Source organism: Massilia rubra (genome assembly GCF_011682065.1).
Lineage (GTDB): Bacteria > Pseudomonadota > Gammaproteobacteria > Burkholderiales > Burkholderiaceae_D > Telluria_A > Telluria_A rubra.
Genome location: NZ_VUYU01000008.1, coordinates 201,586 through 227,080 on the forward strand (window position 1 = coordinate 201,586; position 25,495 = coordinate 227,080).

19 protein-coding genes and 1 pseudogene are annotated in these 25,495 nt (G+C 62.0%); 16 read left to right on the forward strand and 4 right to left on the reverse strand.

What is annotated here, in order from left to right; translation table 11 throughout:
- Nucleotides 1–23: 23 nt before the first annotated feature.
- The 14 genes and pseudogenes from F0185_RS14820 (at nucleotide 24) to F0185_RS14885 (ending at nucleotide 13,811) form a co-directional block, all read left to right on the forward strand.
- Nucleotides 24–1,235 carry an MFS transporter gene (locus tag F0185_RS14820; protein ID WP_187362534.1) on the forward strand — a complete coding sequence of 404 codons (1,212 nt, stop codon included), beginning with the start codon at nucleotides 24–26 and terminating at the stop codon, nucleotides 1,233–1,235.
- A gap of 51 nt (nucleotides 1,236–1,286) precedes the next feature.
- A complete protein-coding gene (locus F0185_RS14825; RefSeq protein ID WP_167225612.1) occupies nucleotides 1,287–2,297 on the forward strand; it encodes a substrate-binding domain-containing protein in 1,011 nt (336 codons plus the stop codon).
- 582 nt (nucleotides 2,298–2,879) lie between these two features.
- Nucleotides 2,880–5,000 carry a heavy metal translocating P-type ATPase gene (locus F0185_RS14830; protein WP_370664021.1) on the forward strand — a complete coding sequence of 707 codons (2,121 nt, stop codon included), beginning with the start codon at nucleotides 2,880–2,882 and terminating at the stop codon, nucleotides 4,998–5,000.
- A 133-nt stretch (nucleotides 5,001–5,133) separates the two neighbouring features.
- Nucleotides 5,134–5,594, forward strand: a pseudogene (locus F0185_RS14835) (efflux RND transporter permease subunit); the annotation flags it as partial.
- A gap of 250 nt (nucleotides 5,595–5,844) precedes the next feature.
- The gene (locus tag F0185_RS14840) at nucleotides 5,845–7,185 is read left to right on the forward strand and encodes a reverse transcriptase family protein (RefSeq protein ID WP_167225616.1); all 1,341 of its coding nucleotides are present in this window, start codon (nucleotides 5,845–5,847) and stop codon (nucleotides 7,183–7,185) included.
- A 72-nt stretch (nucleotides 7,186–7,257) separates the two neighbouring features.
- A complete protein-coding gene (locus F0185_RS14845) occupies nucleotides 7,258–7,788 on the forward strand; it encodes a hypothetical protein (RefSeq protein WP_167225617.1) in 531 nt (176 codons plus the stop codon).
- Nucleotides 7,785–8,357: a hypothetical protein gene (locus F0185_RS14850; RefSeq protein WP_167225619.1), complete on the forward strand. Its 573-nt coding sequence runs from the start codon at nucleotides 7,785–7,787 to the stop codon at nucleotides 8,355–8,357. Before F0185_RS14845 ends, F0185_RS14850 begins: the two co-directional genes overlap by 4 nt.
- Nucleotides 8,358–10,733 (forward strand): S41 family peptidase, encoded by a 2,376-nt coding sequence (locus F0185_RS35460; RefSeq protein ID WP_167225621.1) that lies wholly within the window; start codon nucleotides 8,358–8,360, stop codon nucleotides 10,731–10,733.
- 42 nt (nucleotides 10,734–10,775) lie between these two features.
- Complete coding sequence (locus F0185_RS14860; RefSeq protein WP_167225623.1) at nucleotides 10,776–11,000, forward strand: bifunctional polynucleotide phosphatase/kinase family protein; 225 nt, start codon at nucleotides 10,776–10,778, stop codon at nucleotides 10,998–11,000.
- 30 nt (nucleotides 11,001–11,030) lie between these two features.
- Nucleotides 11,031–11,288 carry a hypothetical protein gene (locus F0185_RS14865; protein WP_167225625.1) on the forward strand — a complete coding sequence of 86 codons (258 nt, stop codon included), beginning with the start codon at nucleotides 11,031–11,033 and terminating at the stop codon, nucleotides 11,286–11,288.
- The gene (locus tag F0185_RS14870; RefSeq protein WP_167225626.1) at nucleotides 11,278–11,766 is read left to right on the forward strand and encodes a hypothetical protein; all 489 of its coding nucleotides are present in this window, start codon (nucleotides 11,278–11,280) and stop codon (nucleotides 11,764–11,766) included. The genes F0185_RS14865 and F0185_RS14870 overlap by 11 nt, the downstream gene beginning before the upstream one ends.
- Nucleotides 11,767–11,950: 184 nt before the next feature.
- Nucleotides 11,951–12,394: an AAA family ATPase gene (locus F0185_RS14875; protein ID WP_167225628.1), complete on the forward strand. Its 444-nt coding sequence runs from the start codon at nucleotides 11,951–11,953 to the stop codon at nucleotides 12,392–12,394.
- Nucleotides 12,384–13,142: a tRNA(His) guanylyltransferase Thg1 family protein gene (locus F0185_RS14880; protein WP_167225630.1), complete on the forward strand. Its 759-nt coding sequence runs from the start codon at nucleotides 12,384–12,386 to the stop codon at nucleotides 13,140–13,142. The genes F0185_RS14875 and F0185_RS14880 overlap by 11 nt, the downstream gene beginning before the upstream one ends.
- A gap of 126 nt (nucleotides 13,143–13,268) precedes the next feature.
- Nucleotides 13,269–13,811: a phage holin family protein gene (locus tag F0185_RS14885; protein ID WP_167225632.1), complete on the forward strand. Its 543-nt coding sequence runs from the start codon at nucleotides 13,269–13,271 to the stop codon at nucleotides 13,809–13,811.
- Nucleotides 13,812–13,859: 48 nt separating this feature from the next.
- Here the strand turns inward: F0185_RS14885 and icmF are convergent, their stop codons facing one another.
- The 3 genes from icmF to F0185_RS14900 all read right to left on the reverse strand — a co-directional run bounded on the left by icmF (nucleotide 13,860) and on the right by F0185_RS14900 (nucleotide 22,112).
- Nucleotides 13,860–17,147: a fused isobutyryl-CoA mutase/GTPase IcmF gene (icmF, locus tag F0185_RS14890; RefSeq protein ID WP_167225634.1), complete on the reverse strand. Its 3,288-nt coding sequence runs from the start codon at nucleotides 17,145–17,147 to the stop codon at nucleotides 13,860–13,862.
- Nucleotides 17,148–17,394: 247 nt separating this feature from the next.
- On the reverse strand, nucleotides 17,395–20,958 hold the full coding sequence (locus F0185_RS14895) for an indolepyruvate ferredoxin oxidoreductase family protein (protein ID WP_167225636.1): 3,564 nt from the start codon (nucleotides 20,956–20,958) through the stop codon (nucleotides 17,395–17,397).
- A gap of 221 nt (nucleotides 20,959–21,179) precedes the next feature.
- Nucleotides 21,180–22,112, reverse strand: a complete 933-nt coding sequence (locus tag F0185_RS14900; RefSeq protein ID WP_167225638.1) for a LysR substrate-binding domain-containing protein — start codon at nucleotides 22,110–22,112, stop codon at nucleotides 21,180–21,182.
- A 117-nt stretch (nucleotides 22,113–22,229) separates the two neighbouring features.
- Between F0185_RS14900 and F0185_RS14905 the strand changes: the two genes are divergently transcribed.
- Nucleotides 22,230–23,450: an HD-GYP domain-containing protein gene (locus tag F0185_RS14905; protein WP_167225640.1), complete on the forward strand. Its 1,221-nt coding sequence runs from the start codon at nucleotides 22,230–22,232 to the stop codon at nucleotides 23,448–23,450.
- A gap of 67 nt (nucleotides 23,451–23,517) precedes the next feature.
- On the opposite strand, the gene F0185_RS14910 is transcribed toward F0185_RS14905, so the two are convergent.
- On the reverse strand, nucleotides 23,518–24,558 hold the full coding sequence (locus F0185_RS14910; RefSeq protein WP_167225642.1) for a GGDEF domain-containing protein: 1,041 nt from the start codon (nucleotides 24,556–24,558) through the stop codon (nucleotides 23,518–23,520).
- A gap of 488 nt (nucleotides 24,559–25,046) precedes the next feature.
- Here F0185_RS14910 and F0185_RS14915 point away from each other — a divergent pair, with 488 nt between their 5' ends.
- Nucleotides 25,047–25,229, forward strand: coding sequence for a Flp family type IVb pilin (locus F0185_RS14915; RefSeq protein ID WP_166891577.1), 183 nt, complete (start codon nucleotides 25,047–25,049; stop codon nucleotides 25,227–25,229).
- Nucleotides 25,230–25,495 lie beyond the last annotated feature (266 nt).

The following is a 25,495-nucleotide window of genomic DNA, read 5'->3' on the forward strand; positions in this document are numbered from 1 at the left end:
ACCGTGTGAAAAACCAACGCATCATGTTAGCCCTTTTTTTGATTTACTTCGTCTTTGCGATCCTGCTTAACAGCGTCGGCACGGTCATCCTCCAGGTCATCGGCAACTATGGTGTGAGCAAATCGAGCGCCAGCAACCTCGAAGCATTCAAGGACTTGCCGATCGCGGTCGTATCCTTCCTGGTGGCGTCCTTCCTGCCCCGCATCGGCTACAAGAACGCCATCCTCGCCGCGCTGGCGCTGGTCACCGCGGCCTGCATCGCCATGCCGCTGCTGCCCGCCTTCTGGACCGCCAAACTGCTGTTCCTCTGCGTTGGCGTGGCGTTCGCGCTGGTCAAGGTGTCGGTGTATTCGACCCTGGGCCTGATCGCGCGCGACCGCCGCCACCATGCCGGCATCATGAATACCCTGGAAGGCGTGTTCATGGTCGGCGTGTTGAGCGCCTACTGGATCTTCGGTTACTTTATTGATTCCTCCGATCCCGCCTCGCACAGCTGGCTGCAGGTGTACTGGGTGCTGGCCGCGCTGTGCGCCGTCACCTTCGTGCTGGTGCTGTCCACGTCTTTCGACGAAGGCATGGCGCAGCTGCCGGAAGGGCGCAGCCGCTGGGACGACTTCACCGCCATGCTCAAGCTGTTCTTCAAGCCGCTGGTGTGCGTGTTCGTCATGACCGCGTTCCTGTATGTGCTGATTGAGCAGAGCGTCGGTACCTGGCTGCCAACCTTTAACAACGAAATCCTCAAGCTGCCGGCGGCCATGAGCGTGCAGGTGACCAGCATCTTCGCCGCCTGCCTGGCGATCGGCCGCCTGTCTGCCGGTTTCGTCATGCGCCGGATGAACTGGTACCCGGTCATGAACATCTGCGTGATCGGCATGGCCGCCACGGTGCTGCTGGCGCTCCCGCTCACGCACGACGTGGTGGCCGACCCCAACATCACCTGGTCCAGCGCGCCGCTGGCGACCTTTTTGTTCCCGCTGATTGGCCTGTTCATGGCGCCGATCTACCCCGGCATCAATTCGGTCATGCTCAGCTCCCTGCCGCCGCACCAGCACTCATCGATGACCGGGCTGCTGGTGATTTTTTCGGCGCTGGGCGGCACCACCGGCTCGTTCATCACCGGCTACGTGTTCGGCAATTTCAGCGGCCACTTCGCGTTCTACCTGACGCTGGTGCCGATCACGCTGGTGCTGGTCACCTTGTACTTCTTCAAGCGGCAGGTCGATCATGCCGCTTGACCGTATTGCTATAATTGCAGTCTTTACACCATCTTCCAACGAAGTTCGACCATGAATCTCAAGAGCCTGGCCCGTACGCTCGGGATTTCGAAGACCACTGTCAGCCGTGCCCTGAACGGCTACCCGGAAGTCAATGTCCACACCCGCGAACGCGTGCTGGCCGCCGCCAAGGAAGCCGGCTACGAAGCCAATCCGATGGCGCGCAGCCTCGCGGTGGGGCGTACCAATGTCTTCGGCATCATCTATCCGCTGCTGCCGAGCGACCTGGGCGACCCGATGTTCCTGGGCGTGGTGGGCGGCATGTCGGCCGCGCTCGAAAAGAACAAGATGAACCTGATCATCGCGCCGGTCTCGCCGCAAAACGAGCTGCCCTCGTACGAGCAGATGGTGCGCGGGCGCCGGGTCGACGGGCTGGTGGTCAGCCGCACGCTGGTGCACGACGAGCGCATTGCGTACCTCGTGAAGAAGGGCTTTCCGTTCGTGGCGCACGGACGCACCGAACTCAAACAGCCGTACGCCTGGTTCGACTACGACAACGAAGCCGGCATCGGGCTGGCCTGCGCGCACCTGATCGAACATGGCCACCGCCGCATCGCGCTGGTGAGCGCACCGCTCGAACTCAATTTTGCGTGCCAGCGCAAGAACAGCTTCATCGCCTGCATGACGCAAGCGGGTCTGGCCGTCGATCCGCGCCACCTGGTCGAGAATACGCTCGACCGCCGCACCGGCTACCAGGCCATGCAGGAGCTGCTGGCTTGCTCGCCACGGCCGACCGCCGTCATCGTCGACAACCACCTCTCCGGCGTGGGCGCGGTGCGCGCGCTGCTCGACGCCGGCATCGAGATCGGCAAGGACATGTCCGTCATCGTCTGGGGCAGCATCGAGGACAGCCTGGTGGGATCGAACGTCACCACCATCGACCAGCCCGGCCCCAACGAAGCCGGCGCCAAGATGACCGAAATGCTCTCGGCGCTGGTGGCGGGCACGCCGCCGGCGCAGTTGCAGGTCCTGTGGCAGCCGGTGCTGCTGCCCGGCGCTACGGTCGGGCGCTGCATCGCCTGACTTGCGGCGCGGCAGTCGCATTGACGTTCATGCAAAATGGCCTTACTCTCTACGCGGGCGGATCCTTCAAGCCGGCCTGTTCTTTCCTTGTGGAAGGACATGCCTCTGCGGGGCTACCCCGTGGGATATATATTGCTGTGCAATTCACCGCATGAGCCGCCGTGCGCTGGCGCGCACGACTGCTCGCGCTTCACGAGACTGGTTGAAGGCACTCCGCCCCCTTAAAGCTGACAACTGAGTCGAAACAATAAAGTCGGGCGGGCTAAGTCGGTAGCAAGGGCGTTACCTGCAAATCGAGATTGTTGGATGTATTGACCTTGACCTGTGGAAGCGCTAGGGGAAAATTACCTAGACAGAGAATTCGAGAGTCCCGCTCGATGTATCAAAAAGCGCCTGCCAGCCAGCGGCTTTCGCTTTTTAGGGACTGTCGCTTCATATATGCACCCGATCTGTTGGATCAGCTGTGGCTTGCCAGGATGGTTCGATGACGCACTGACACTGCTCAAGGGACACCCTAGACTAGTTGCAGATTGGCAAACCAAGCAAGTTCGCTGGGACCAACTTCGCTCGGGCATGCAAAAAATGAAAAATCAAGAAGCCTTCAGTGCCGAAAATACGTCTCGTTCACCCACAAATGTGCCGCATGCCGACGAAACCGCGGGCGATGCCAGTCACGGCGGTGCCGAACACGCGCATGGCGGCATCTTCGGTGCGAATACGGAGCTGGTCTTCGTGGCGCTCGCGGGCGTCTTTCTGCTGGCCGGCTGGCTGCTTGGGCGCAGCGGTCAGGGCAACGGCTGGATGCCGATCGCGCTGTTAGTTATCTCATACTTCTTCGGAGGATATTTCACGCTGAAGGAAGCCGTGGGTAACCTGCTTGCGCGCCGCTTCGAAATTGACACGCTGATGCTGGTCGCGGCGGTTGGCGCCGCCGCATTGGGCGAATGGGCAGAGGGCGCCTTGCTGCTTTTCCTGTTCAGCCTCGGTCACTCCCTGGAACACTATGCGATGGGCAGAGCGCGCCGCGCAATTGAGGCGCTGGCCGAGCTGGCGCCCGAAACGGCGAACGTGCGGCGCGACGGTGCTGTCGTCGAAGTCGCAGTAGCCGAACTTCAGGTTGGGGACGTCATCGTGGTGCGCCCGAATGAGCGCCTCCCAGCTGACGGAATTGTTACTGTTGGCACCACGAGCGTCAACCAGGCGCCGGTCACCGGCGAGAGCGTGCCGGTAGAAAAGCAGCCTGCCCCGGATCCCGCAGCCGCGATCGCCACGTTCGACCGCGCCAAGGCCGAGCATCGCGTGTTCGCCGGCACAATCAATGGGACGGGTGCGATTGACGTGATGGTCGCCAGGAAAGCGGACCAGTCGACCATGGCGCGCGTTGTCAACATGGTGGCCGAAGCGGAAGCCCAGCGTTCGCCTACCCAGCAATGGACTGATCGCTTCGAGCGGATTTTTGTTCCGGCAGTCCTGGCCCTGGTCGGACTGTTAATGCTCGCGTGCTTGGTCATCGATGAACCATTTTCTGTGAGCTTCTACCGCGCCATGGCGGTCCTGGTCGCGGCCAGCCCTTGTGCATTGGCGATCTCGGTGCCAAGCGCGGTTCTGAGCGGTGTGGCGCGTGCCGCGCGCGGCGGCGTCTTGGTCAAGGGAGGAGGACCGCTGGAAAACCTGGGTTCACTGACTTCGATCGCCTTCGACAAGACCGGCACGCTCACAGAGGGGAAGCCGAGGCTGACAGACGTTGTGCCGGCGGATGGCGTAACGGAACAAGAGCTGCTGTCGGTGGCACTGGCCGTCGAACAAAGCAGCGATCATCCTCTGGCGTCGGCCGTGGTGGCCGGCGCGAAAGAGCGGCTGGGCCCAACCGTGGAAGTCCTGGCCGCTATGGAAGTGACAAGCATCACAGGGAAAGGTATCCAGGCGGTGGTGGGCGGGGAACGCGTGGTCATCGGAAAGCCAAGCCTGTTTTCCGAGCAGCCAGGATCAACCGTGCCGGCAGGTGTCACCGAGTCGAATGCCGGTTTGGTGGCGACAGGCCGGACCACCATGATGATCCAGAAAGGAACGCGCTTCTTGGGTGTTATCGGGGTCATGGACACGCCAAGGCCGGTGGCGCGCAAGGTGATGGATGAATTGCGCGGCCTGGGGATCGAACGCCTCATCATGATCTCCGGCGACAACCAGCAAGTGGCCGATGCCGTCGCCAAAGCGGTCGGGCTGACCGAAGCGCAGGGGAACCTGATGCCCGAGCAGAAGGTAGAGGCGATCAAGGCGCTGCGGGACAAGCACGGTAAAGTGGCGATGGTGGGCGACGGAGTGAACGATGCACCGGCCATGGCCAACGCGACGGTAGGTATCGCGATGGGCGCTGCGGGATCGGATGTGGCGCTTGAGACCGCTGACGTGGCGCTCATGTCCGACGACCTGGGGCATTTACCGTTTGCTGTCGGACTGTCGCGCCGCACCAGCCGCATTATCAAGCAGAACCTTTGGGTGAGCCTCGGTGTCGTAGCGGTGCTGATCCCGGCGACGATATTTGGTCTCAATATCGGAACCGCCGTCCTGTTTCATGAGGGATCCACCTTGCTGGTCGTCGTCAATGCCCTGAGACTGCTCGCCTACCAAGGGCCGGGTGCCGCCCCGGACAGCACCGCGGCCACCGTGTCGGCGCAGGCAGAGGGAGCCGCAAGCACGATGTAGTCGGGCGATTCGACCGACGCACAATGGTCATGTCGAAAGCGCCGGAGGAGGCCTTCGGGCCACCGGTTCAATCCGTAAAGCCCTCGGAACTGGAACGGGCCAGACCATGCAAGATGCCGCAATCCTTGGCGGCACGGCGAACGTGCGCGAACGCGACATCGGTTCCTTTGTCGCCGATGCCCAGAAGGCGTTCATCAAGGGTGTCAAGCTTCCTTCCGGCTACTGGAGCGCTTGGGGCGGCCAGTTCGAACACCTGCAGAACGCCGCCACGCGGCGGAAAGTGGTCGTGCCGGCATCCCTGGCTATTTGCCCTGCTGTTCCTAATGTTCAATAACGCCAAGGACGGGATGCTGGTGTTCAGCGGCATCCCATTCGCGCTCACCGGCGGCATCTTCGCATTGTGGGCACGGGGCATCCCGATGGCGATCGCGACGGGAACGGGGGCCGAGGTGCAGCGGCCACTGGCCACCGTGGTGATCGGGGGCATGCTGTCGTCGACAGCCCTGACCCTCCTTCTATTGCCTCATGTACCTGCTGGTACATCGGCGCGAAGCGAAGGAATCGGTCCCGATGGGCACCGCAACTGCCGAGTAAGAGGAGTCTCCCGGCAACGCGCAGTGCGAGCATGGCTAAACGTTGTCATAATCAAACAGAAAGGACGGAATCAATAGACCAGGTCGGCGGCACTTTCCGAATTGAACCTCAACCGACTTTGGTGGTTGGGCTCGCGCTGCTGTCCGCACGTATAGTTTCTCGACCAACTTTGCTCGTTTAAATGCGGATATATTAATCAGACACTTAGCGAAATTGTCCCGACCAACCTTATTGTTTCGAGTCACAACCCATGATTCCCAAAGACGCCATCGCCCTGGCGCTCGCCGACACCATGCTGGCGCGCGACGCTACGCTCGCCGGCCTGATCGCCAGCGCGACCTGGGCGTTCGACCATCCGTGGCCGTGGATACCGGCCTTGTGCGAGCAAATCCACGCGCGCACCGCCGAACACTTTTACTATTTCAGCCGACATGAACTGGCGCGGATCATTTTTAACCTCGACGTATTTCACGATGCGTGGGAGGGCGAGGGACCCGCACCGCAACTCAAACACTACTGCCTCGACCTGCCCGTGGTGCCGCCAGCGCCCGACTGGCTGGCCGCGCTCGCGCTGCCGGCACTGCCGTCCGAGGGCGAGCTTGCGCAGTGGCTGCAACTGCGTCCCGGCGAACTTGACTGGTTCGCCAGCCAGTGGCGCATGGAGCCGACGCCGGCCACGCAGCTGCAGCACTACCACTATCGCTGGGTACCCAAGCGCAGTGGCGGCGTGCGCCTGATCGAAATTCCCAAGCAGCGCCTGCGCGCCATGCAGGCGACCATCTTGCGCGACCTGCTCGACCGCGTGCCCGCGCATCCGGCCGCGCATGGCTTCCGGCGCGGGCATTCGTGCGTCACCCATGCGGCCCTGCATACCGGCCAGCGCGTGGTGATCCGGATGGACCTCAAGGATTTCTTCCCCAGCATTCCGGCCTCGCGCATTCACGCGCTGTTCGCCAAACTCGGTTACTCGCAGAGCGTGGCGGGCGTGCTGGCGCGCCTGTGCGTGAACCGTGTGCCGGCTGGCGTGCTGCGCGAACCGGCCGGCGAGAACGCGCTCACATGGGCGCAGCGCCAGGCACTGCGCGCACCGCACCTGCCGCAAGGCTCGCCCTGTTCGCCCGCGCTGGCCAATGCCTGCGCATGGCGGCTCGACGTGCGCCTCGAGACGCTGGCACAATCGCTCGGCGCGCGCTACAGCCGCTATGCGGACGACCTGGTGTTTTCCGGCGGGGGCGAACTGGAACGGGCGCTGGACCGCTTCCACGCGCAGGTCGGCGCCATCGCCATCGAAGAAGGTTTTGCGATCAACACGCGCAAGACACGCATGATGCGCGCGGGCGTACGCCAGCAGGTCACCGGCATCGTGGTCAACCGCCATCCCAACATCGCGCGCGACGAGTTCGATGTGATCAAGGCGACCCTGACCAACTGCGTGCGCCACGGTCCGCAGGGGCAGGATCGCGACAAGCGGCCGGATTTTCGCGCCTGGCTGGCAGGGAAGGTGGCGTATGTCACCATGGTCAATCCCCAGCGCGGTGGGCGCTTGCAGCGCCTGTTCGATGCCATCGCCTGGCCACATCCTCCGTTGTAACGCAGGATCGACACACTTGGCTGCTATCGCAGCGTGGACTAAAAACTAATTACCCCTTTCGCAGAGCGCATAGTGACACCGACCTCCCCCAATCCCTATTCCGCGCCCACCGCATCCTTCGATGGCGTACAGACTGGATTATGCCGGCGCGAAGGACCCATTCTGGTCGCCTCGACGGCGGAACACCTGCCGCCGCGCTGCGTGAAGTGCAACGCACCCGCCACGATGGACAAGCCGCGCACCTTCGAATGGCACCATCCCGGCTGGTATCTGCTGGTTCCCTTGGTGGTGTATGCGATCGTGGGCCGCTTCGTGCGCAAGAAGGCGACCCTGGTGCTGGGCCTGTGCGACCGGCACCGCCGCCAGCGCCTTCATCTGTCGCTGGCATCGCTCGGCGTGTTTTTCCTGGGTCTCGCCGGACTGTATACGACCGCCCAGTCGCGTAACTCCTTGCTGTTGCTGCTGTCCGCCCTGATGATCCTGGTCAGCCTGCTGATGCGCGTCGCCGCCATGCGCACTCTGCGTCCGGTGTTCATCGACCAGCACGACATCCGCCTGAAAGGCTGTGGCGCCGACTTTCTCGATTCGCTCCCGGGCCGATGAGTAAAACGCCCGCCTCCCTCAATCCGTATGCACCGCCGAAAGCCGCATTCGCATCCGGGACCAGTGTCTCCAACGCGCCCGACGCCTCGGAATGTTGGCGCAAGGACGATATCCTGATCGCTCCCGTGGATGCGCATCTGCCGCCGCGCTGCGTCAAGTGCAATCAGCCGGCCACCATGGACAGTCCGCGTGCCTATCTGTGGCACCATCCCGGCTGGTATGCCCTGATCCCCGTGCTCGTCTACTTGGTCGCCTGCCTTTTCGTCAGAAAACGGGCGGTGGTCGTGTTGGGGCTGTGCAGTGAACATCGCAGCCGGCGCCACACGTTCTCGACCATTGCGCATGTCGCTTGCCCGCTTGGCGCCATCGGACTGCTTGGCGCATGCGCACTGGGCAATTACTGGGCGATGCTGCCTGCCGGGGTGGTGCTGTTGATCGGTATCCATTTTGTACTCCACAGCACGCGCCTGCTGGCGCCGGTGCGAATTACCAACGAACACATCCACCTGAAAGGATGCGCGTCCGCCTTTCTCGACTCGCTCCCCACGCTGCAACAACAAAGGAAATAAGTGGAAGCCATTATCTTCGTCGGCCTGCAAGCAAGCGGCAAGTCGACTTTTTACAAGAACCACTATTTCTACACGCACCAATCTGGTGTCAGGTCTGATATTCAGACACGGCCTCATCATTATCACTGCCTCCGCCCAGGCCTGACGCGCAGGGGTGTGGATGGCTTGACCGCGACCGGGCGTCGCGTGTTGCGCCTCGCCAGGCTTGGCCTTTTGCTGGCTTGCTGTCTCACTGGCGCCGTACGCGCCGCCGGGGCCGGCGCCGTCCTGCCCGATGCCGCCCGCCTGTGGAGCGCGGCCAAATACACGCATCCGCAACTGGCCGACGGTCGCATCGATTGGGATCGCGCCCTGGTGGACGCCATGCCGGCCTTGCTCGCCGCGCACAGCCGCGGCGACACCGGGAGCGCCGTGGCGATCCTGATGGCGCCCCTGAAAGACCCAACCTTGCGCATTCATGCCGGCGCCGCCCCTGAGCTGGTGCGCTGGCCGGCCGGCAGTCCCGAGCTCGCATGGCTGCCCGGCGGCGTGGCCTTGCTCCACCTTCACGCAGGCATCCCCACCCCTGCGCAGATGGATGGCCTTGGCTCTGCACGCAAGCTCATCCTCGACCTGCGCCCCGCGCTGCCGGTCCGCGACGAGGACTGGGAAGCGGCCCTGCATCAGCTTGTCGCGCGGCTGATCGACCAACCGCTGTTGCTGCCCGCCGAACGCTATCGGGTCGCCTCCGGCCCGCGCCCGGCCGACGGCTGGGAAGGTATGCCGGGCGCTTTCCTGACGCTGGAAGCGGAGCGCGTGATGCCCGCAGCCGATGCCAGGGCGCGGCCGATGGTGTTTATCGTCAATGATACGGAACCGGTTCCCAAAGTCGTGCTGGCCTTGCAGCGTGCGGGCCTGGCCATGATCGTCGCGGAAGAAGGGGCTTCCCGTATCCGCAGCGGCCCGCTTCAGACCGTGGCGATGAACGGCATGCTCGTGGAGTTCAGCGCGGGCGAACTGGTGTTGCCGGACGGGCGCGTGGACCTGCGCGCCGACCGCGTGCTGAACAAGGACCGAAACAGTGGCGCCGCCAGCGCACCGGTGCGGGCGGCGTTGGCGCTGCTCGGCAACAAATGGCGTCCGCGTGCGCGCTCCGCCAGCCCGGCGCCGGCGTTTGCGGTACGGCAGGAGGAACCCGCCTATCGCGAGATGGCCTATCCCGGCCCTGCCTGGCGCTCGCTCGCGGCGATCAAGCTATGGTCGGTGATGGACCGGCATTTTCCGGCCAAGCGTTTGATGAGTTCGTCTTGGGACGATGCGCTGTCCGCCTGCCTGGAACGGATGGGCACCGTACAGGACGCCTTTGAGTACGGACGCGCCCTGGAAGACATGGCTGCGGCCCTGGACGACAGCCATGTGGTGGTGTTCAGCCGCGCCCTCAATCTTGAGCGTGGCAAGGGCACGCTCGGGGTCCGGGTCGGACTGGTCGAGGGCCGCTACGTCGTCACCAGCGTTGCCCACGCCGGCGTGGGTGACGGGGAGCGGCTGCGCATCGGCGACGACGTGCTGTCGCTCGATGGCGAAAATTTCAGCGCAAGGGTGGCGCGCCTGGCGCCGCGTGTGGCAGCCTCTACGGCCGCCGGCAAGACCCGCAATGCGATCGCGCGGGCTTTGCGCGGCGCGCCGGGGAGCACGGCGCTGCTTGAATTGAGCGGGGCCGACCGGGAACCGCGCAGCGTGCGTTTGCCGTACACCGTCATCGACGAAGAAGAACCTGTCCGTGGCGACCGGCCCATCATCGATATCCTGGCTGGCAACATCGCTTACGTCGATTTGGACCGGCTGGAACCCGGCGAGGTCGACGCCATGTTTCAGACGGTGATGAATACGCGTGCTCTCATCCTGGACATGCGCGGCTATCCGCATGGGGTGGGGCAGGCGCTGGTAGCGCGCCTGAATGTCAACGGGGCGTCGTCCGGACCGGTCACTGCGCAGAACCTGGTGACGGCCTACGATGCGGCGAAAGGCGCGCGGCTGCTGTTTCCGGGCATAATTTCTCCGGCCAGGGGACCGCTGTATCGCGGCAAGGTCATCATGTTGATTGACGAGCACTCGCAGAGCCAGGCGGAACATCTGGCCATGGAAGTGGAGGCGGCCACGCCCGTTCAATTCGTGGGCACGCCAAGCGCGGGCGCGAACGGCGATATCCGCACCGTTGCCTTGCCGGGCGGCGTGTTCGTTTCGTACTCCGGCTACGAAGTGACCCATGCGGATGGGCGGCAGTTCCAGCGCATCGGCATTGTGCCGCATGTGCTGGTAGCGCCCACGGTCGACGGCATTCGCGCGGGCCGCGATGAAGTGCTCGAGGGCGCGATAGCGCGTGCAAAGGAAGGGTAGCCGCCGCCCCGCTGCCTGAACGCTCACTACGAAAGGACGTCTTTGGAAGCCATCATCTTCGTCGGCCTGCAAGCCAGCGGCAAGTCGAATTTTTACAAGAATAACTATTTCAACACGCACCTGCGCATCAGCAACGATCTGTTGAAAACCAAATACCGCGAGAAAAAGCTGCTCGACATTTGCCTGGAAACCAGCATGCCCTTCGTGGTCGACAACACCAATCCCACGCGCGAGGTGCGGGCGAAATATATCGATGCCCTCAATTAGCGTTTGCTTTGCTGACTCACGATCGCCACCATGTCAATCTTCGGTGTCGGTGTCGTCGGATTGTTACTGGCCATCGGCGCCGAGGACGTCAGCCGCGTGTACGGCGTAGCGGTGCTCGTTGGCGTCATGCTGGTCATGATGGGTTCGCGCGTACTGATGCCGGACCGAATCACGGCCGACGAATTTCCTAAAATATTTTTAAGATGTGTGAAATATATCGTTAAGCTTAATTATAAAATTCTATTTATGATAGGTAAATTAATGGTGTTGCAAAAACATGCCGATTGAACGAAAAATACTATTTGCTTATACCGTCACGCTAGTAATTTTATCTATATGTTTGTTTGCGGCATACGTGGAAGTTCGCCATCTTTCTGAGCGTCTTGGAAAAATAGAGACACTGGTACATATACGGGAGGAAGCAGATCCGCTGGTTCCGCCAGAGTGTGAATTTTCTCCGCACCACTGCACAGTATCGTTTAAAAGATTGATTTCAGACCCGCGACTTTTTCATAATAGAAAAATTACTGTCACTGGAATATATGTTCTTGGTTTTGAAGAGTCTGCTTTGTATCCTCCAGGAACTGAAATTTTTGATTCGAACGAGTCTGCAATCTGGATTTCAAACCCAGAACATATGAAAGAAAATATGAGTTCCGTCACCATAACCGGAGTATTTAAAAGAGGACCGTCTGGACATTTGATGTCATATTCTGGAGAATTAAAGAGCATTAACATGGAAGTAAATCAACCTGGTAAGCGCTGATCAATTGATGATTTAGCTGGCGTTACTATTTGCTTCCCTGGTGATATTGGCCAGCCTGCTGCGGCGTCGCTGCCGTGAGCATTGTGCGGCCCGTGTTCATCGACCAGCACCAAATTCGCCTGAGAGGCTGCGCTCCCGCCTTTCTCGATTCGCTCCCCGAGCGCTGACGAACGAAAGAAATCATTTGGAAGCCATCATATTTGTCGGCCTGCAAGCCAGCGGCAAGTCGACTTTTTACAAAAATAACTATTTCAACACGCACCTGCGCATCAGCAACGATCTGTTGAAAACCAAATACCGCGAGAAAAAGCTGCTCGACATTTGCCTGGAAACCAGCATGCCCTTCGTGGTCGATAACACCAATCCCACGCGGGAGGTGCGGGCGAAATACATCGATGCCCTCAAAGGCAGCAAGTTCAAGATCCGCTGCGTGTACTTTCGCATCGACCTGGAGCGCTCGCTGACGTGGAACCGCAGCCGCAGCGGCGCCGCGCTGATCCCGGACGTCGGCATTTTCGACACCCACAAGCGCATCGAGCTGCCCACCATGGCGGAAGGCTTTGACGAGATGCATTACGTCGATATCATCGATAACCAATTTACTGTAAAGGCATGGAATGAAATTTGACGAACTCGACGCGATAATGCGCGCCTACGAAACCGCGAGCGACCGCTATGTCGAGAAGGGCGTGTACTTGGTGGCACGCATCGACGGCCGCAGTTTTACCAAGCTGACCAAGGAAAAGGTCAGTTTCGAGGCGCCGTTCGACGTGCGTTTTCGCGACCTGATGGCCGAGACCACGCGCCATCTGATGAACTGCGGCTTCAAGGTCGTCTACGGGTACACCGAAAGCGACGAAATCTCGCTGCTGTTCGACCTGGATATCGACCTGTACGGCCGCAAGCTGCGCAAGTACACGTCGATCCTGGCGGGCGAGGCCTCGGCCAAGTTCAGCCTGATGCTGGGCGAGCTGGCGGCGTTCGATTGCCGTATTTGCGAACTGCCGGACCGTAAAACCGTGGTCGATTATTTCCGCTGGCGTAACGAGGACGCGCACCGGAATGGCTTGAACGCGCACTGCTACTGGATGCTGAGAAAAGAAGGCGCGGCCAAGGGCGCCGCGGCGGCGCAGATCGAAGGCAGGAGCATCGAGGACAAGGTGGCGCTGCTGGCCAGCCGCGGCATCGATTTCGATGCGCTGCCGTCGTGGCAGTTGCGCGGGACCGGGTTTTACTGGGTGGACGAGGAAAAGCGCGGCTACAACCCGAAGGAACAGGTGGAGGTGGTGTCGAGCAAGCGGGCGATCAGGACTGATCCCGATTTGCCCCGGGGCGAGGCCTACGGCGATTTTGTGCGCAGTATCCTGGGTTGCTAAGCTTGTTGTATCTTCCTCATCGCGCAGCTCGGTAAAGTAGGCAATAAAACAACACGACGACCAAATAGTTTCTGGTTATTACTGATTGTTGATTAAGATGCCAGCCTTACCATGAAGGAGTACTGTGTGAACGATATGCCGAACAATCCCTATGCAGCACCCAAGGCACTGAGTTCGCCAATGGTGTCTTCCGAGTGTTATCGCGACGGCAACATTCTGGTGGTGCCGCTCAATCACGATTTGCCGCACCGTTGCATCAAATGCAACGCGCCCGCCGAGATGGATAAGCCGCGCATGTTTACCTGGCACCCGGCGGGCTGGTATTTGTTCTTTTTGATCAATTTCGTAATCTATATCGTGGTGGCCGCCCTGGTCCAGAAAAAGGCCCGGTTGTCGATCGGCTTGTGCGAGCAGCACCGTGCGCGCCGCCGCAACTACAAGATCGCCGCGTGCGTCGCGGTGGGCGTGGGCAGCGCAGCCTTGTTCGCCGCAATGAACGAGGATGGCAACGGCAACCTGTACGGCGTGCTCAGCGCACTGTCGTTCCTGATCGCCCTTGTGCTGGCCATGGTCGGCACGCGCGCGCTCACGCCGGTACGAATCACGCCCCAGGAAGCGCGACTGAAAGGCTGTGGCGAAGAATTTCTGGCCAGCCTGCACAGCCGCTGACACGCACGGCGCCGTCTGCGCGACGGCGCCTCCTGCTTGCAGCGCCTGTTACATATTGCGCCGGTACTGTCCACCTACCTCGAACAGCGCCGTCGTGATCTGCCCCAGCGAGCAGACACGCACCGCTTCCATCAGCTTCTCGAACACGTTCGCATTGTCGATCGCGGCCTGCTGCAAGGCGGCCAGCACCTGCGGCGCCTGGTCGGCGTTGCGGCGATGGAAGTCGTCCAGGCGCGTCAACTGCGACTGCTTCTCGTCGTCGGTGGAACGCGCCAGTTCGATCTTCTGCGGCGTGTCGTTGGCCTTCGGATTGCGGAAGGTGTTCACGCCGATGATCGGCAGGGTGCCGTCGTGCTTCTGGTGCTCGTACAGCATCGACTCTTCCTGGATCTTGCCGCGCTGGTAGCCGGTTTCCATCGCCCCGAGCACGCCGCCACGTTCGGCGATGCGTTCGAATTCCTGCAGCACCGCTTCTTCCACCAGGTCGGTCAGTTCCTCAATGATGAACGAGCCCTGGTTCGGATTCTCGTTCTTGGCCAGGCCCCATTCGCGGTTGATGATCAACTGGATCGCCAGCGCGCGCCGTACCGATTCGTCGGTCGGCGTGGTGATCGCCTCGTCGTACGCATTCGTGTGCAGCGAATTGCAGTTGTCGTAGATCGCGATCAACGCCTGCAAGGTGGTGCGGATATCGTTGAAGTCGATCTCCTGCGCGTGCAGCGAACGGCCCGAGGTCTGGATGTGGTACTTGAGCTTCTGGCTGCGATCATTGGCGCCGTACTTGTCGCGCATGGCCACTGCCCACAGGCGGCGCGCCACGCGGCCCAGCACCGTGTATTCCGGGTCCATGCCATTACTGAAGAAGAACGACAGGTTCGGCGCAAAATCGTCGATGTGCATGCCGCGCGCCAGGTACGCTTCGACGAACGTGAAGCCGTTCGAGAGCGTGAACGCCAGCTGCGAAATCGGGTTCGCGCCCGCTTCGGCGATGTGGTAGCCCGAGATCGACACCGAGTAGAAATTGCGCACCTGGTGGTGTACAAAATACTCCTGGATGTCGCCCATGACTTTCAGTGAAAACTCGGTCGAGAAGATGCAGGTGTTCTGGCCCTGGTCTTCCTTCAGAATGTCGGCCTGCACCGTGCCGCGCACGTTCTGCAGCACCCAGGCGCGGATCTTGGCCGCTTCGTCATCGGTCGGCTGGCGCTTGTTCTCGACCACGAACTTGTCGATCTGCTGGTCGATGGCGGTGTTCATGAACATCGCCAGAATGGTCGGCGCCGGGCCGTTGATCGTCATCGACACCGAGGTGCTCGGGCTGCACAGGTTAAAGCCGTCGTACAGCACCTTCATGTCGTCCAGGGTGGCGATCGAGACGCCCGAGTTGCCAACCTTGCCGTAGATGTCCGGGCGCAGCGCCGGGTCGGCGCCGTACAGGGTGACGGAATCGAACGCGGTCGACAGGCGCTTGGCGTCCATGCCTTCCGACACCAGCTTGAAGCGGCGGTTGGTGCGGAACGAATCGCCTTCGCCGGCGAACATGCGGGTCGGGTCTTCGCCTTCGCGCTTGAACGCGAACACGCCGGCCGTGAACGGGAACGAGCCCGGTACGTTTTCCAGCATCAGGAAGCGCAGCACTTCGCCGTGGTCTTCATAGCGCGGCAGCGCCACCTTGCGGATTTTGGTGCCCGACAGGGTGTGGGAGATCAGGCGCGTGCGGATTTCCTTGTCGCGGATCTTGACCACGTAATCGTCGCCCGCGTACGCGGCCTGCATCTCGGGCCACATCGCCAGCAGTTTCTTGGTGGTGGCGTCGAGGGCGTTGTCGCGCTCCGTAATCAGTTCGTCGAAGTCCGCCGTTTTGGACGCCAGCGCCAGCATGCGTTTCGCTTCCGTGAGCTGTTGGCGTTCGCGCGCCAGCTTGACCTGTTTCGACGCGTTTTTGTGGTAGCCGCGCACGGTGTCGGCGATTTCGGCCAGGTAGCGCGCACGCGCCGGCGGCACGATCACGTGCTTGCCGCTCGAATGGCGGATGTCCGCCTGCGGCAGCTTGCCCGGCGTGATGGTCAGGCCGAATTCGCCGAGTTTCGGCAGCAGGCCGTGGTACAGGGCGGTGACGCCATCGTCGTTGAAGCGCGAGGCCTGGGTGCCGTACACGGGCATTTCTTCCGGGCGCTTGCTCCACATTTCGCGGTTGCGCTGGTACTGCTTGGCCACGTCACGCAGGGCGTCGAGCGAGCCTTTGCGGTCGAATTTGTTAATCGCGATGAAGTCGGCGAAGTCCAGCATGTCGATTTTTTCGAGCTGCGAGGCGGCGCCGAATTCGGGCGTCATCACGTACATCGACACATCCACGTGCGGCACGATGGCGGCGTCGCCCTGGCCGATGCCGGAGGTTTCGACGATCACCAGGTCGAAGCCGGCCACTTTGCAGGCGGCGATCACGTCGGGCAGCGCCTGCGAGATTTCGGAGCCGGCTTCGCGCGTGGCGAGCGAGCGCATGAATACCCGCGCCTGGCCGTTCCACGGGTTGATCGCGTTCATGCGGATACGGTCGCCCAGCAGCGCGCCACCCGATTTGCGGCGCGACGGGTCGATCGAGATGATCGCGATGTTGAGCGCGTCGTTCTGGTCGAGGCGGATGCGGCGGATCAGTTCATCGGTCAGCGAGGACTTGCCGGCGCCGCCGGTGCCGGTGATGCCCAGGGTCGGCACGTGCAGGCTTTCGGCCGCGTCGACGATGGCCTTGCGCAGTTCGGGCGTGGCTTTGTCGTTTTCGAGCGCGGTGATCAGCTGCGCCAGCGGGCGGTGGCGCGAGGCCACGTCGCCTTGCTGCAGGGGCGCGAGCGTGGTCGGGGAATAGGTGGACAGGTCGATGTCGCAGGTCTGGATCATGGACTGGATCATGCCCACCAAACCCATGCGCTGGCCGTCTTCGGGGCTGAAAATGCGGGTCACGCCATAGGCATGCAGGTCCGCGATTTCGTCGGGGACGATTACGCCGCCGCCACCGCCGAACACCTTGATGTGGGCGCCGCCGCGTTCGCGCAGCAGGTCGATCATGTACTTGAAGTATTCGACGTGGCCACCCTGGTAGCTGGAGATGGCGATGCCCTGCACATCTTCGGCCAGGGCCGCGGTGACGACTTCGTCGACCGAGCGGTTGTGGCCGAGGTGGACCACTTCGACGCCGTTCGATTGCAGGATGCGGCGCATGATGTTGATCGATGCGTCGTGGCCGTCGAACAGCGAGGCGGCGGTGACGAAGCGGACTTTGTTGGCCAGTTTCGGCTGTTCGGGGAGATTCAGTTTGGCGGCGGAGGTCAGGTCGTTCATGATGATCCTTGCGATAGCGTTCTTGTAAGGTATATGACGTTTACGTAAACGTCAAGCGACGTGTCCGTAAGAGGAGGCGCGAGATTAGCCGCCGTCTTCCCCGCGAAGGCGGGGATCCATAGCACATATGAGTAGAGACGGTACGTGCACTTGCCATGTGTACCTCTGAGCTACCGTGCTATGGATCCCCGCCTGCGCGGGGAAGACGAGGCTGAGGCTAGCGGTGGGAGCCGGCGTCAGCGACGAGTTACGCCGCGTGCTGGCGCGCCCCATCTCCCAGCAGCCGCGCTTTCTCCACGCGGAACTGCGCCACAGCCTTTTCCTTCACATGTCCATACCCGCGAATCTGCTCCGGCAAATTCGCCAGTTCCACCGCGGTCGCATGATTGTCGGCATTCAGGCCAGCGATCAAGCCTTCGATCATCTGGCGATACTCCACGATCAGCGCGCGCTCCATCTTGCGCTCTTCGGTGCGACCGAAAATATCGAAAGTCCCGCCGCGCAGGCCCTTGAACTTGGCCAGCAGCGCAAACGCCTTCCACATCCACGACCCGAATTCGGCCTTCACCAGGTGTCCCTTGGCGTCCTTCTTGGCGAACATCGGCGGCGCCAGGTTGAACTTGACCGAAAAATCGCCCTCGAACTGCGACTTGAGCTGCTCCACGAAGCGCCCGTCGGTGTACAAACGCGCCACTTCATACTCGTCCTTGTACGCCATCAGCTTGAAGTAGTACTTGGCCACGGCCGTCGACAGGCGGTTGCCCAGCCCTTGCGCCGTTTCCGCCGCGCGCACTTTGGTCACCAGCTGCTCGTACAAGGCCGCATACGCGCCATCCTGGTACGCGGTCAGGAACTCGACCCGCTTCTTGATCACGTTTTCCAGGCTTTGCGGCATCTGCACCACGATGGCCTGGGTCGGCGTGGCGACCTTCTCCACGCGCTTGAGGTCCACGGCGGCGCGGCGGCCCCACAGGAAGCTCTTCTTGTTCGGCTCCACGCCCACGCCATTTAACTCGATGGCGCGCAGCAGCGACGCTTCGGTCAAGGGAATGCGGCCCTTCTGCCATGCGTAACCCATCATGAACAGGTTGGCGGCGATCGAGTCGCCCATCAGCGCCGTCGCTAATTTTGTCGCGTCGATGAAGTCGGCGGCGTCATTGGCAGGCGCACCCACCGACTCCATGATCAGCGCGCGTACTTCGGCGGCCGGATACTCCCAGTCGGCTTGCTGCGCGAAGGTGCCTGGCGGCTGCTCGTGCAGGTTGATCACGGCCATGGTGCGGCCCGGGCGCATCTTGGAAATCGCATCCTGCGCGCCCGCCGTGAGCATGTCGCAGCCGAGGATCAGGTCCGCCTCGCCGGTGGCGATGCGCTGTGCGCGCAGGTGCTCGGGCGAACGCGCCACCTTCACGTGCGAGGTGACCGAGCCGTTTTTCTGCGACATGCCGGTCATGTCCAGCACCGACGCGCCCTTGCCTTCGAGGTGGGCGGCCATGCCCATCAGCGCGCCGACGGTGATCACGCCGGTGCCGCCAATGCCGTTGATCAGGATGTTGTACGGCTGGTCGATGTTCGGCAGCACCGGTTCCGGCAGCGCTCCGAAACCATCGTCCACATTGCCCTTGGTGACGCCGGTCTTGGTTTTCTTGAGCGTGCCGCCTTCGACGGTGACGAAACTCGGGCAGAAGCCCTTCACGCACGAGTAGTCCTTGTTGCAGGACGACTGGTCGATGGTGCGCTTGCGACCGAATTCGGTTTCCTTCGGCAGGATCGAGACGCAGTTCGACTGCACGCCGCAGTCGCCGCAGCCTTCGCACACGGCGTCGTTGATGACCATGCGCTTGTTCGGGTCGGGGAACTCGCCTTTTTTGCGGCGGCGGCGCTTTTCGGCCGCGCAGGTCTGGTCGTAGATCAGTACCGATACGCCCTCGACCTCGCGCAGCTCGCGCTGGACCGCGTCCATGTCCTTGCGGTCATGCAGGGTCACGATGGCCGGCAGCGAGGAGCGGTCGCTGTAGCGCGACAGGTCTTCGGTTACCAGTGCGATGCGCTTGATGCCTTCGGCCGCCATCTGCTGGGCGATCATCGGCACCGAGGTCTGGCCGTCGACTGGCTGGCCGCCCGTCATCGCCACCGCGTCGTTGTAGAGAATCTTGTAGGTCATGTTGACCTTGGCCGCCACCGTCGCGCGGATCGCCAGGTAACCGGAGTGGAAGTAGGTGCCGTCGCCCAGGTTCTGGAACACGTGCGGCACTTCGGAGAACGCCTGCTGGCCGATCCACGGCGCGCCTTCGCCGCCCATGTGGGTGGTCAGCTTGTTCATGCCCGGATAGATCGCGGTGGCCATCACGTGGCAGCCGATGCCGGCCAGCGCGAAGCTGCCGTCCGGGACCTTGGTGGAGGTGTTGTGCGGGCATCCGGAGCAGTAGAACGCGGGACGGAACGGCGTGTTGATGGCCTTGCGCAGCACCGCATCCTTGGCGTCCAAAAAGCTCAGGCGCGCCTTGATCAAGTCGCAGGTGCGCGCATCGGTGATCAGGCGCGAGATGCGCGAGGCGATCACGCGCGCCACTTGCGAGACCGAGAAGTCGGCCTTGGAGGTGAGCAGCCACTCGCCGCGCGGCGCCACCCATTCGCCCTTTTCGTCGAACTTGCCGATGACCTTCGGGCGCACATCGTCGCGCCAGTTGTACAACTGCTCCTTGAGCTGGTATTCGACGATCTGGCGCTTTTCTTCGACCACCAGGATTTCGTCGAGGCCCTGCGCGAATTCGCGCACGCTGTCCGGCTCGAGCGGCCAGGGCATGGCGACCTTGAACAGGCGCAGGCCGACGTCGGCCGCCATTTTCTCGTCGATGCCCAGTTCTTCCAGGGCTTCGAGCACGTCCAGGTAAGACTTGCCCGAGGCGATGATGCCCAGCTTGGCGTTGGCGCTGTCGATGGTGGTGTGATTGAGCTTGTTCTCGCGCGCATAGGCCAGCGCCGCGTAGATCTTATAGTCCTGCATCAGCGCTTCCTGCTTGCGCGCCTGCAGGCCGAGCGGGTCGGACGACAGGCGCGTATTGAGGCCGCCTTCGGGCATGACGAAATCCTGCGGAATTTTCACTTGCACGCGGAACGGATTGGCGTCCACCGAGGCGCTCGATTCGACCGTGTCGGCCAGCGCCTTGAAGGCCACCGTGCAGCCGGAAAAACGCGACATCGCCCAGCCGTGCACGCCCAGGTCCAGGTATTCCTGCACATTGCATGGGTACAGCACCGGCACCATGCAGGCCGAGAAAATATGGTCCGACTGGTGCGGCAGGGTCGAGGAATAGGCGCCGTGGTCGTCGCCGGCCACCAGCAGCACGCCGCCGTGCTTGCTCGTGCCGGCGTGGTTCATGTGCTTGAAGACGTCGCCGCAGCGGTCCACGCCCGGGCCTTTGCCGTACCACATGGCGAAGACGCCGTCGTACTTGGCCGGGCCGATCAGGTCCACCGTTTGCGAGCCCCAGACGGCGGTCGCGGCCAGGTCTTCGTTTACGCCCGGCACGAACTTGACGTGGTGGGCTTCGAGGTGGGCCTTGGCCTTCCACAGGTTTTCATCGAGGCCGCCCAGGGGCGAGCCGCGGTAGCCGGAAATGAAACCGGCCGTGTTCAGGCCGGCGGCCTGGTCGCGTTCGCGCTGCATCATCGGGAGGCGCACCAGCGCCTGGATACCGGACAGGAAAATATTGCCCGTGGTCGCCGTGTATTTGTCGTCGAGGGTGACCGTGGTCAGGCGTGATGCGACGTCCTGCTTGACAGGCGTCGTTGCCGTGGTATCTGGCATGGTGTGTCTCCAAAAGGGTATTCGGGGTGTTGCCCCGCCAGGACGGCGCCGGGTAGGCGCCTGGATGACGGGGTAGGGTGCTGTTATAGGCAGCTTGATTCTACAAGACTCTCCGGTATGGAGCGCCTTTGGCGTGGAGTGTATGACCTTCCCGTCCGTAGGGGAAATACGGTTTTCGGATGGGGGTATAAGAAAAAGTGATGGCTCGTGGCCGCTGCGACTTATTTGAGCAGGCGCGCACCCGGCCAGGCACCGCCGGCGCACAGCTCGGCGGTCACCTGGTGCACCAGGCGCTTGACCGCCGCCGCCGCGTTGGTGAGCGGAATATTGCGCGAGGCGCACAGGGTGACGGTGCGCGCCAGCGCCGGGCTGTGGATCGGGCGGGCCAGCATGGCGCCGCGTTCGATGTCGGCCAGCAAGGGGGCGACCGGCAGGATGGTGGCGCCCATGTCGGCCAGGATCGCCGACTTGAGGATCGCGATCGAGTTAATTTCAATCACGTTCGAGAGGCGCAGGCCGGCTTCGCGCGCCACGTTTTCGATGCGCGGGCGCACGCCCTGTTGCTGGGCCGGCAAAATCAGGGTGGTGGCCAGCGCGTCGGCCAGCGCCACCGTGTCGCCCGGCGGGCTGAAGGCCGAACCGGCGCGGCAGATGAAACTCAGTTCTTCTTCCACCAGCGCGCTGCTGGCAAAGGCGCCCAGCTGGCCGTCGTCGAACAGCACCGCCAGGTTGATCCGGCCCGATTTCAATTGTTCGTTCAGGTTGCCGGACAACTCCTCGGTGAGCTGCAGGGTGATCTCGGGAAAAGTGCTGCGCGCCGCCATCAACAAGGGCAGGGCGAGCGCGCCCGAGATGCTGTGCGGCAGTCCCAGGGTGACACTTCCCGAGGGCCTGGTGGTAGACTGGATCACGGCCGAACGGGCGTCTTCGACCTGCTTGAGGATCGCCTGTGCATGCTCGTAAAACACCTTGCCGGCGTCGGTGGTGAGCACGCCCTGGGCCGAGCGGTGCAGCAGTTGCGCGCCGAGCTCGTCTTCAAGCTGGCGCAACTGCTGGGTCAGGGCCGGCTGGGCCACGTGCAGCACCAGCGCCGCGCGCGACAGCGAGCCGTGATCGACAATGGCGACGTAATAGCGCAGCTGGCGTAATTCCATGTGGGTCCGGGTGCGATTAGTGAGTTACGGAAAGCATAGATGCACCAAAGAAATATTGACGTTATACTGGGCGTGTTGCCGCAATTGCGCGAGATTACACCACAGACGGACAGAAAAATGCTGAAGAAAGTCGATGCTAGCCACCTCAAGACAGGCATGTATATCCATGACCTGAGCTGCGACTGGATGACGCATCCGTTCGTGCGCAATCGTTTCTTGCTGACCAGCGAGGATGAAATCCGCAAGATCATCGACGCCGGCATCCACGACGTGGTCATCGATTGCGCCAGGGGGCTCGATGTCGACCATGCGCCGACCCTGGAAGAAACCCGCCAGAGCACCGAAGCGGCGCTGGTGGACATCGCCGCGCGGCCGCTGATCGTCACCCGCACCACCCTGGGCGAAGAGCTCAAGCGCGCCGCCGTGATCCGCCGCCAGGCCACCGGCCTGGTGCGCACCGTGATGCAGGATGCGCGGCTGGGCAAGGCCATCGAACTCGACAGCGTGTCGCCGATGGTGGAAAACATCACCGAATCGATCCTGCGCAATCCCGGCGCGCTGATGGGCATGCTGCGCATCAAGAACAAGGATGACTACACGTTTTTGCATTCGGTCAGCGTGTGTACCTTGCTGGTGGCGTTTTGCCGTTCGCGCGGGATGGATGCCGAGACCACTTACCAGGCCGGCCTCGGCGGCTTGCTGCACGATACCGGAAAAGCGCTGGTGCCGGACCATATCCTCAACAAGCCGGGGCCGCTGACGGACGAGGAATTTGCCATCATCAAGAAGCACCCGCGCGACGGCTACGATATTTTGCTCAAGTCGCCCGCGATCGGTCCGATTCCGCTCGACATCACCCTGCACCACCACGAGCGGCGCGACGCCAGCGGCTATCCGGACAAGCAGGGCGAGGGCGCGATCAGCGAGCTGGCGCAGATGGCGGCCATCGTCGATGTGTACGACGCCATCACGGCCGAGCGCTGCTATCACAAGGGCATGTCGGCGGCCGAAGCGCTGCGCAAGATTTATGAGTGGAGCAAGTTCCACTTTCATCCCACGTATGCGCAGGAATTCATGCGCTGCGTCGGGATTTATCCGGTCGGCACCATGGTAATGCTCGAATCGGGGCGGTTGGCCGTGGTGATCGAGCCGCACGAAACCAACCTGCTGGCGCCCAAGGTGAATGTGTTTTTCAACACCAGGCGCAATGTCTACATCAAGCCGGAAACCGTCGATTTGTCGCGCCCGCTCGGTTTTGGGGGCGGCGACAAGATCGTGCGCCCCGAGTCGCCCCAGAAGTGGAATGTGGACCCGATGCGCTTCATCAGCGTCGGCTAGGCTCGGCAGCAGGTGATCCGTCGCCCCCGCGCAGGCGGGGGCCCAAGTTTCTTCGCGCAGCCGCGTCCTAGAAAAACTCGGCCGTATCGTTCGACGCCACCGCGTGCAGCAGGCCGCCCGAGACCAGCTGGTCGTAGTGGCAGGCCTGGTTACGCCCGTGGCTCTTGGCGTAGTACAGCGCCTGGTCGGCATGCCCGAGAATGATCACCGGCGACTCGTACGGGCTGATGCTCACAAAACCCACGCTCACCGTCACCTGTCCCACCTGCGGGAAATCGTGCGACTCGACATTGGTGCGGAAGCGGTCGATGATCTTTTGCGCATTGTCCAGGGTCGTCGAGCGCAGCAGCACCACGAATTCCTCGCCGCCGAAGCGGAACACCCGGTCTTGCGAGCGGAACGACGATTGCATCAGGTTGGCGATCAGGATCAGCACTTCGTCGCCGTACAGGTGGCCGAACTTGTCGTTGACCAGCTTGAAATGGTCGACATCGACCACTGCCAGCCACTGCTTTTCGGCATCCGAAGGCTGGCGCCGTTCTTCCCGGCCCGGTTCCAGCGACTCTTGCTCGGCCGTGACGTGCAGCATCTTGGCCAGCTGGTCGTCGAAGGTCTTGCGGTTGAGCAGCCCGGTGAGCGAGTCGCGCTCGCTGTAGTCGAGCAGGTTCTGGAAGTTGCGGTACACGCTGACGATCCCGCCGATGACGTGGATGGTGTCGCTCGTGTACGGGGTCGGGTGCAGGATTTCGAGGCAGGTGTCGACCTTCTCGCCGATCCAGATCGGCAGCCACAAGGTGCGCTTGCCGTCTTCCGACAGGCTTTCGGCGCTGGTGTCGTTGCGCGCGATGCAGGCGGCCAGGGCCGGGTAGCTGCTGATCGGCTCGCCCAGCGCATTCACGTCTGCAGGCTCTTCCATGCGCGCCACGCCGCCGGCGCAGATGCTGGCGCGTGCGCGCACGTACTGCTGGCCGCGCACATGCATGATGGTCAGCACGCGCGTCTGCGACGCCCGCGCCAGTTCCTGCACCGCCGAGATCACCGAGATGTCGAGCATCGTGTGGTCGCGGTGGCCAGTCATGTCCACCATGTGTTTAAGAAGGGAATCCATGTCGTTCTCGGAAATGTGAATCAAACTACTACCACGGTGCGGAGGCATGTCCATCGACACGGCGAGCTAGTCTACCTGATTGCCGGACTCCCTCGGCTGGCGCGTCGCCTTGGCGCCTCGCCTTGGCGCTTCGCCTTGGCGCCGCGTCCCGCGCCAGGCGACGCTGTGCACGATAACCTCATTTTGCTTTTTAGGCAATTGTCATGCATAAACGCTTGCGTTCACCCGATTCTACCGTTGTGTGACGGCTTACGGCTCACCGCACAGCAACTTTTTCGCCATCGTGTCGTATATCGACAGTTTCCATAATAACAAAAATAGTACCAATAAGAAAGTTGTGTTAAGTCAAGTTGCAGTTTCTTCGGATCTTTATAGTGAACTCAATGGCGGGAAAATTGAAGTACAGCAGCAACGTACCTCAAGGTAAGGCAGTAGCGCAGCCGCACCCTGTGCCAGAAGTTGGCAGTTTTAACTAACCGGAGGTCACCATGAGCACCATCACCACCGCAGTGCAAGCCTTTATCAACGACGAAGACGGCGCCACCGCCATTGAGTATGGCTTGATCGCCGCGCTGATCGCTGTTGCGATTGTATCGTCGTTGAAGTCAGTGCAAGACCAGCTGAAAACCTTGTTCGGTAAAGTTGTCACCGGCTTGACGGTTACGCCGTAATCCCTTGCAGCTCGGATAAGCCGTCCATTCACCCCACCGCGCTTCCCGGAACAGGGCCCTGTTCCGGGAGCTTTTTCACGTCCGCCGCCATGTCCTTCCGCCCCGCGCACTTCCATTTTCTTTGCTAAATATTTCCATCAAAAAAAGTTGTCTCGCGTCAAGTTGTCGCTACCCAACATCTCTATAGTCAACTCAATGGCGGAAAGTTGGAGTACAGAAGCAACGTACCTCCACGCTAGGCAGCAGCGCTGCCGCACCTGGGCCAG

Excerpts from the sequence above, each read along its gene's own strand:
- F0185_RS14865 (WP_167225625.1), top strand. The coding sequence starts at position 11,031 with ATGTCAATCTTCGGTGTCGGTGTCGTCGGATTGTTACTGGCCATCGGC.
- F0185_RS14830 (WP_370664021.1), top strand. The coding sequence starts at position 2,880 with ATGAAAAATCAAGAAGCCTTCAGTGCCGAAAATACGTCTCGTTCACCC.
- F0185_RS14905 (WP_167225640.1), top strand. The coding sequence starts at position 22,230 with ATGCTGAAGAAAGTCGATGCTAGCCACCTCAAGACAGGCATGTATATC.
- F0185_RS14880 (WP_167225630.1), top strand. The coding sequence starts at position 12,384 with ATGAAATTTGACGAACTCGACGCGATAATGCGCGCCTACGAAACCGCG.
- icmF (WP_167225634.1), bottom strand. The coding sequence starts at position 17,147 with ATGAACGACCTGACCTCCGCCGCCAAACTGAATCTCCCCGAACAGCCG.
- F0185_RS14915 (WP_166891577.1), top strand. The coding sequence starts at position 25,047 with ATGAGCACCATCACCACCGCAGTGCAAGCCTTTATCAACGACGAAGAC.
- F0185_RS14900 (WP_167225638.1), bottom strand. The coding sequence starts at position 22,112 with ATGGAATTACGCCAGCTGCGCTATTACGTCGCCATTGTCGATCACGGC.
- F0185_RS14820 (WP_187362534.1), top strand. The coding sequence starts at position 24 with ATGTTAGCCCTTTTTTTGATTTACTTCGTCTTTGCGATCCTGCTTAAC.
- F0185_RS14895 (WP_167225636.1), bottom strand. The coding sequence starts at position 20,958 with ATGCCAGATACCACGGCAACGACGCCTGTCAAGCAGGACGTCGCATCA.
- F0185_RS14850 (WP_167225619.1), top strand. The coding sequence starts at position 7,785 with ATGAGTAAAACGCCCGCCTCCCTCAATCCGTATGCACCGCCGAAAGCC.
- F0185_RS14910 (WP_167225642.1), bottom strand. The coding sequence starts at position 24,558 with ATGGATTCCCTTCTTAAACACATGGTGGACATGACTGGCCACCGCGAC.
- F0185_RS14870 (WP_167225626.1), top strand. The coding sequence starts at position 11,278 with ATGCCGATTGAACGAAAAATACTATTTGCTTATACCGTCACGCTAGTA.
- F0185_RS14840 (WP_167225616.1), top strand. The coding sequence starts at position 5,845 with ATGATTCCCAAAGACGCCATCGCCCTGGCGCTCGCCGACACCATGCTG.
- F0185_RS14825 (WP_167225612.1), top strand. The coding sequence starts at position 1,287 with ATGAATCTCAAGAGCCTGGCCCGTACGCTCGGGATTTCGAAGACCACT.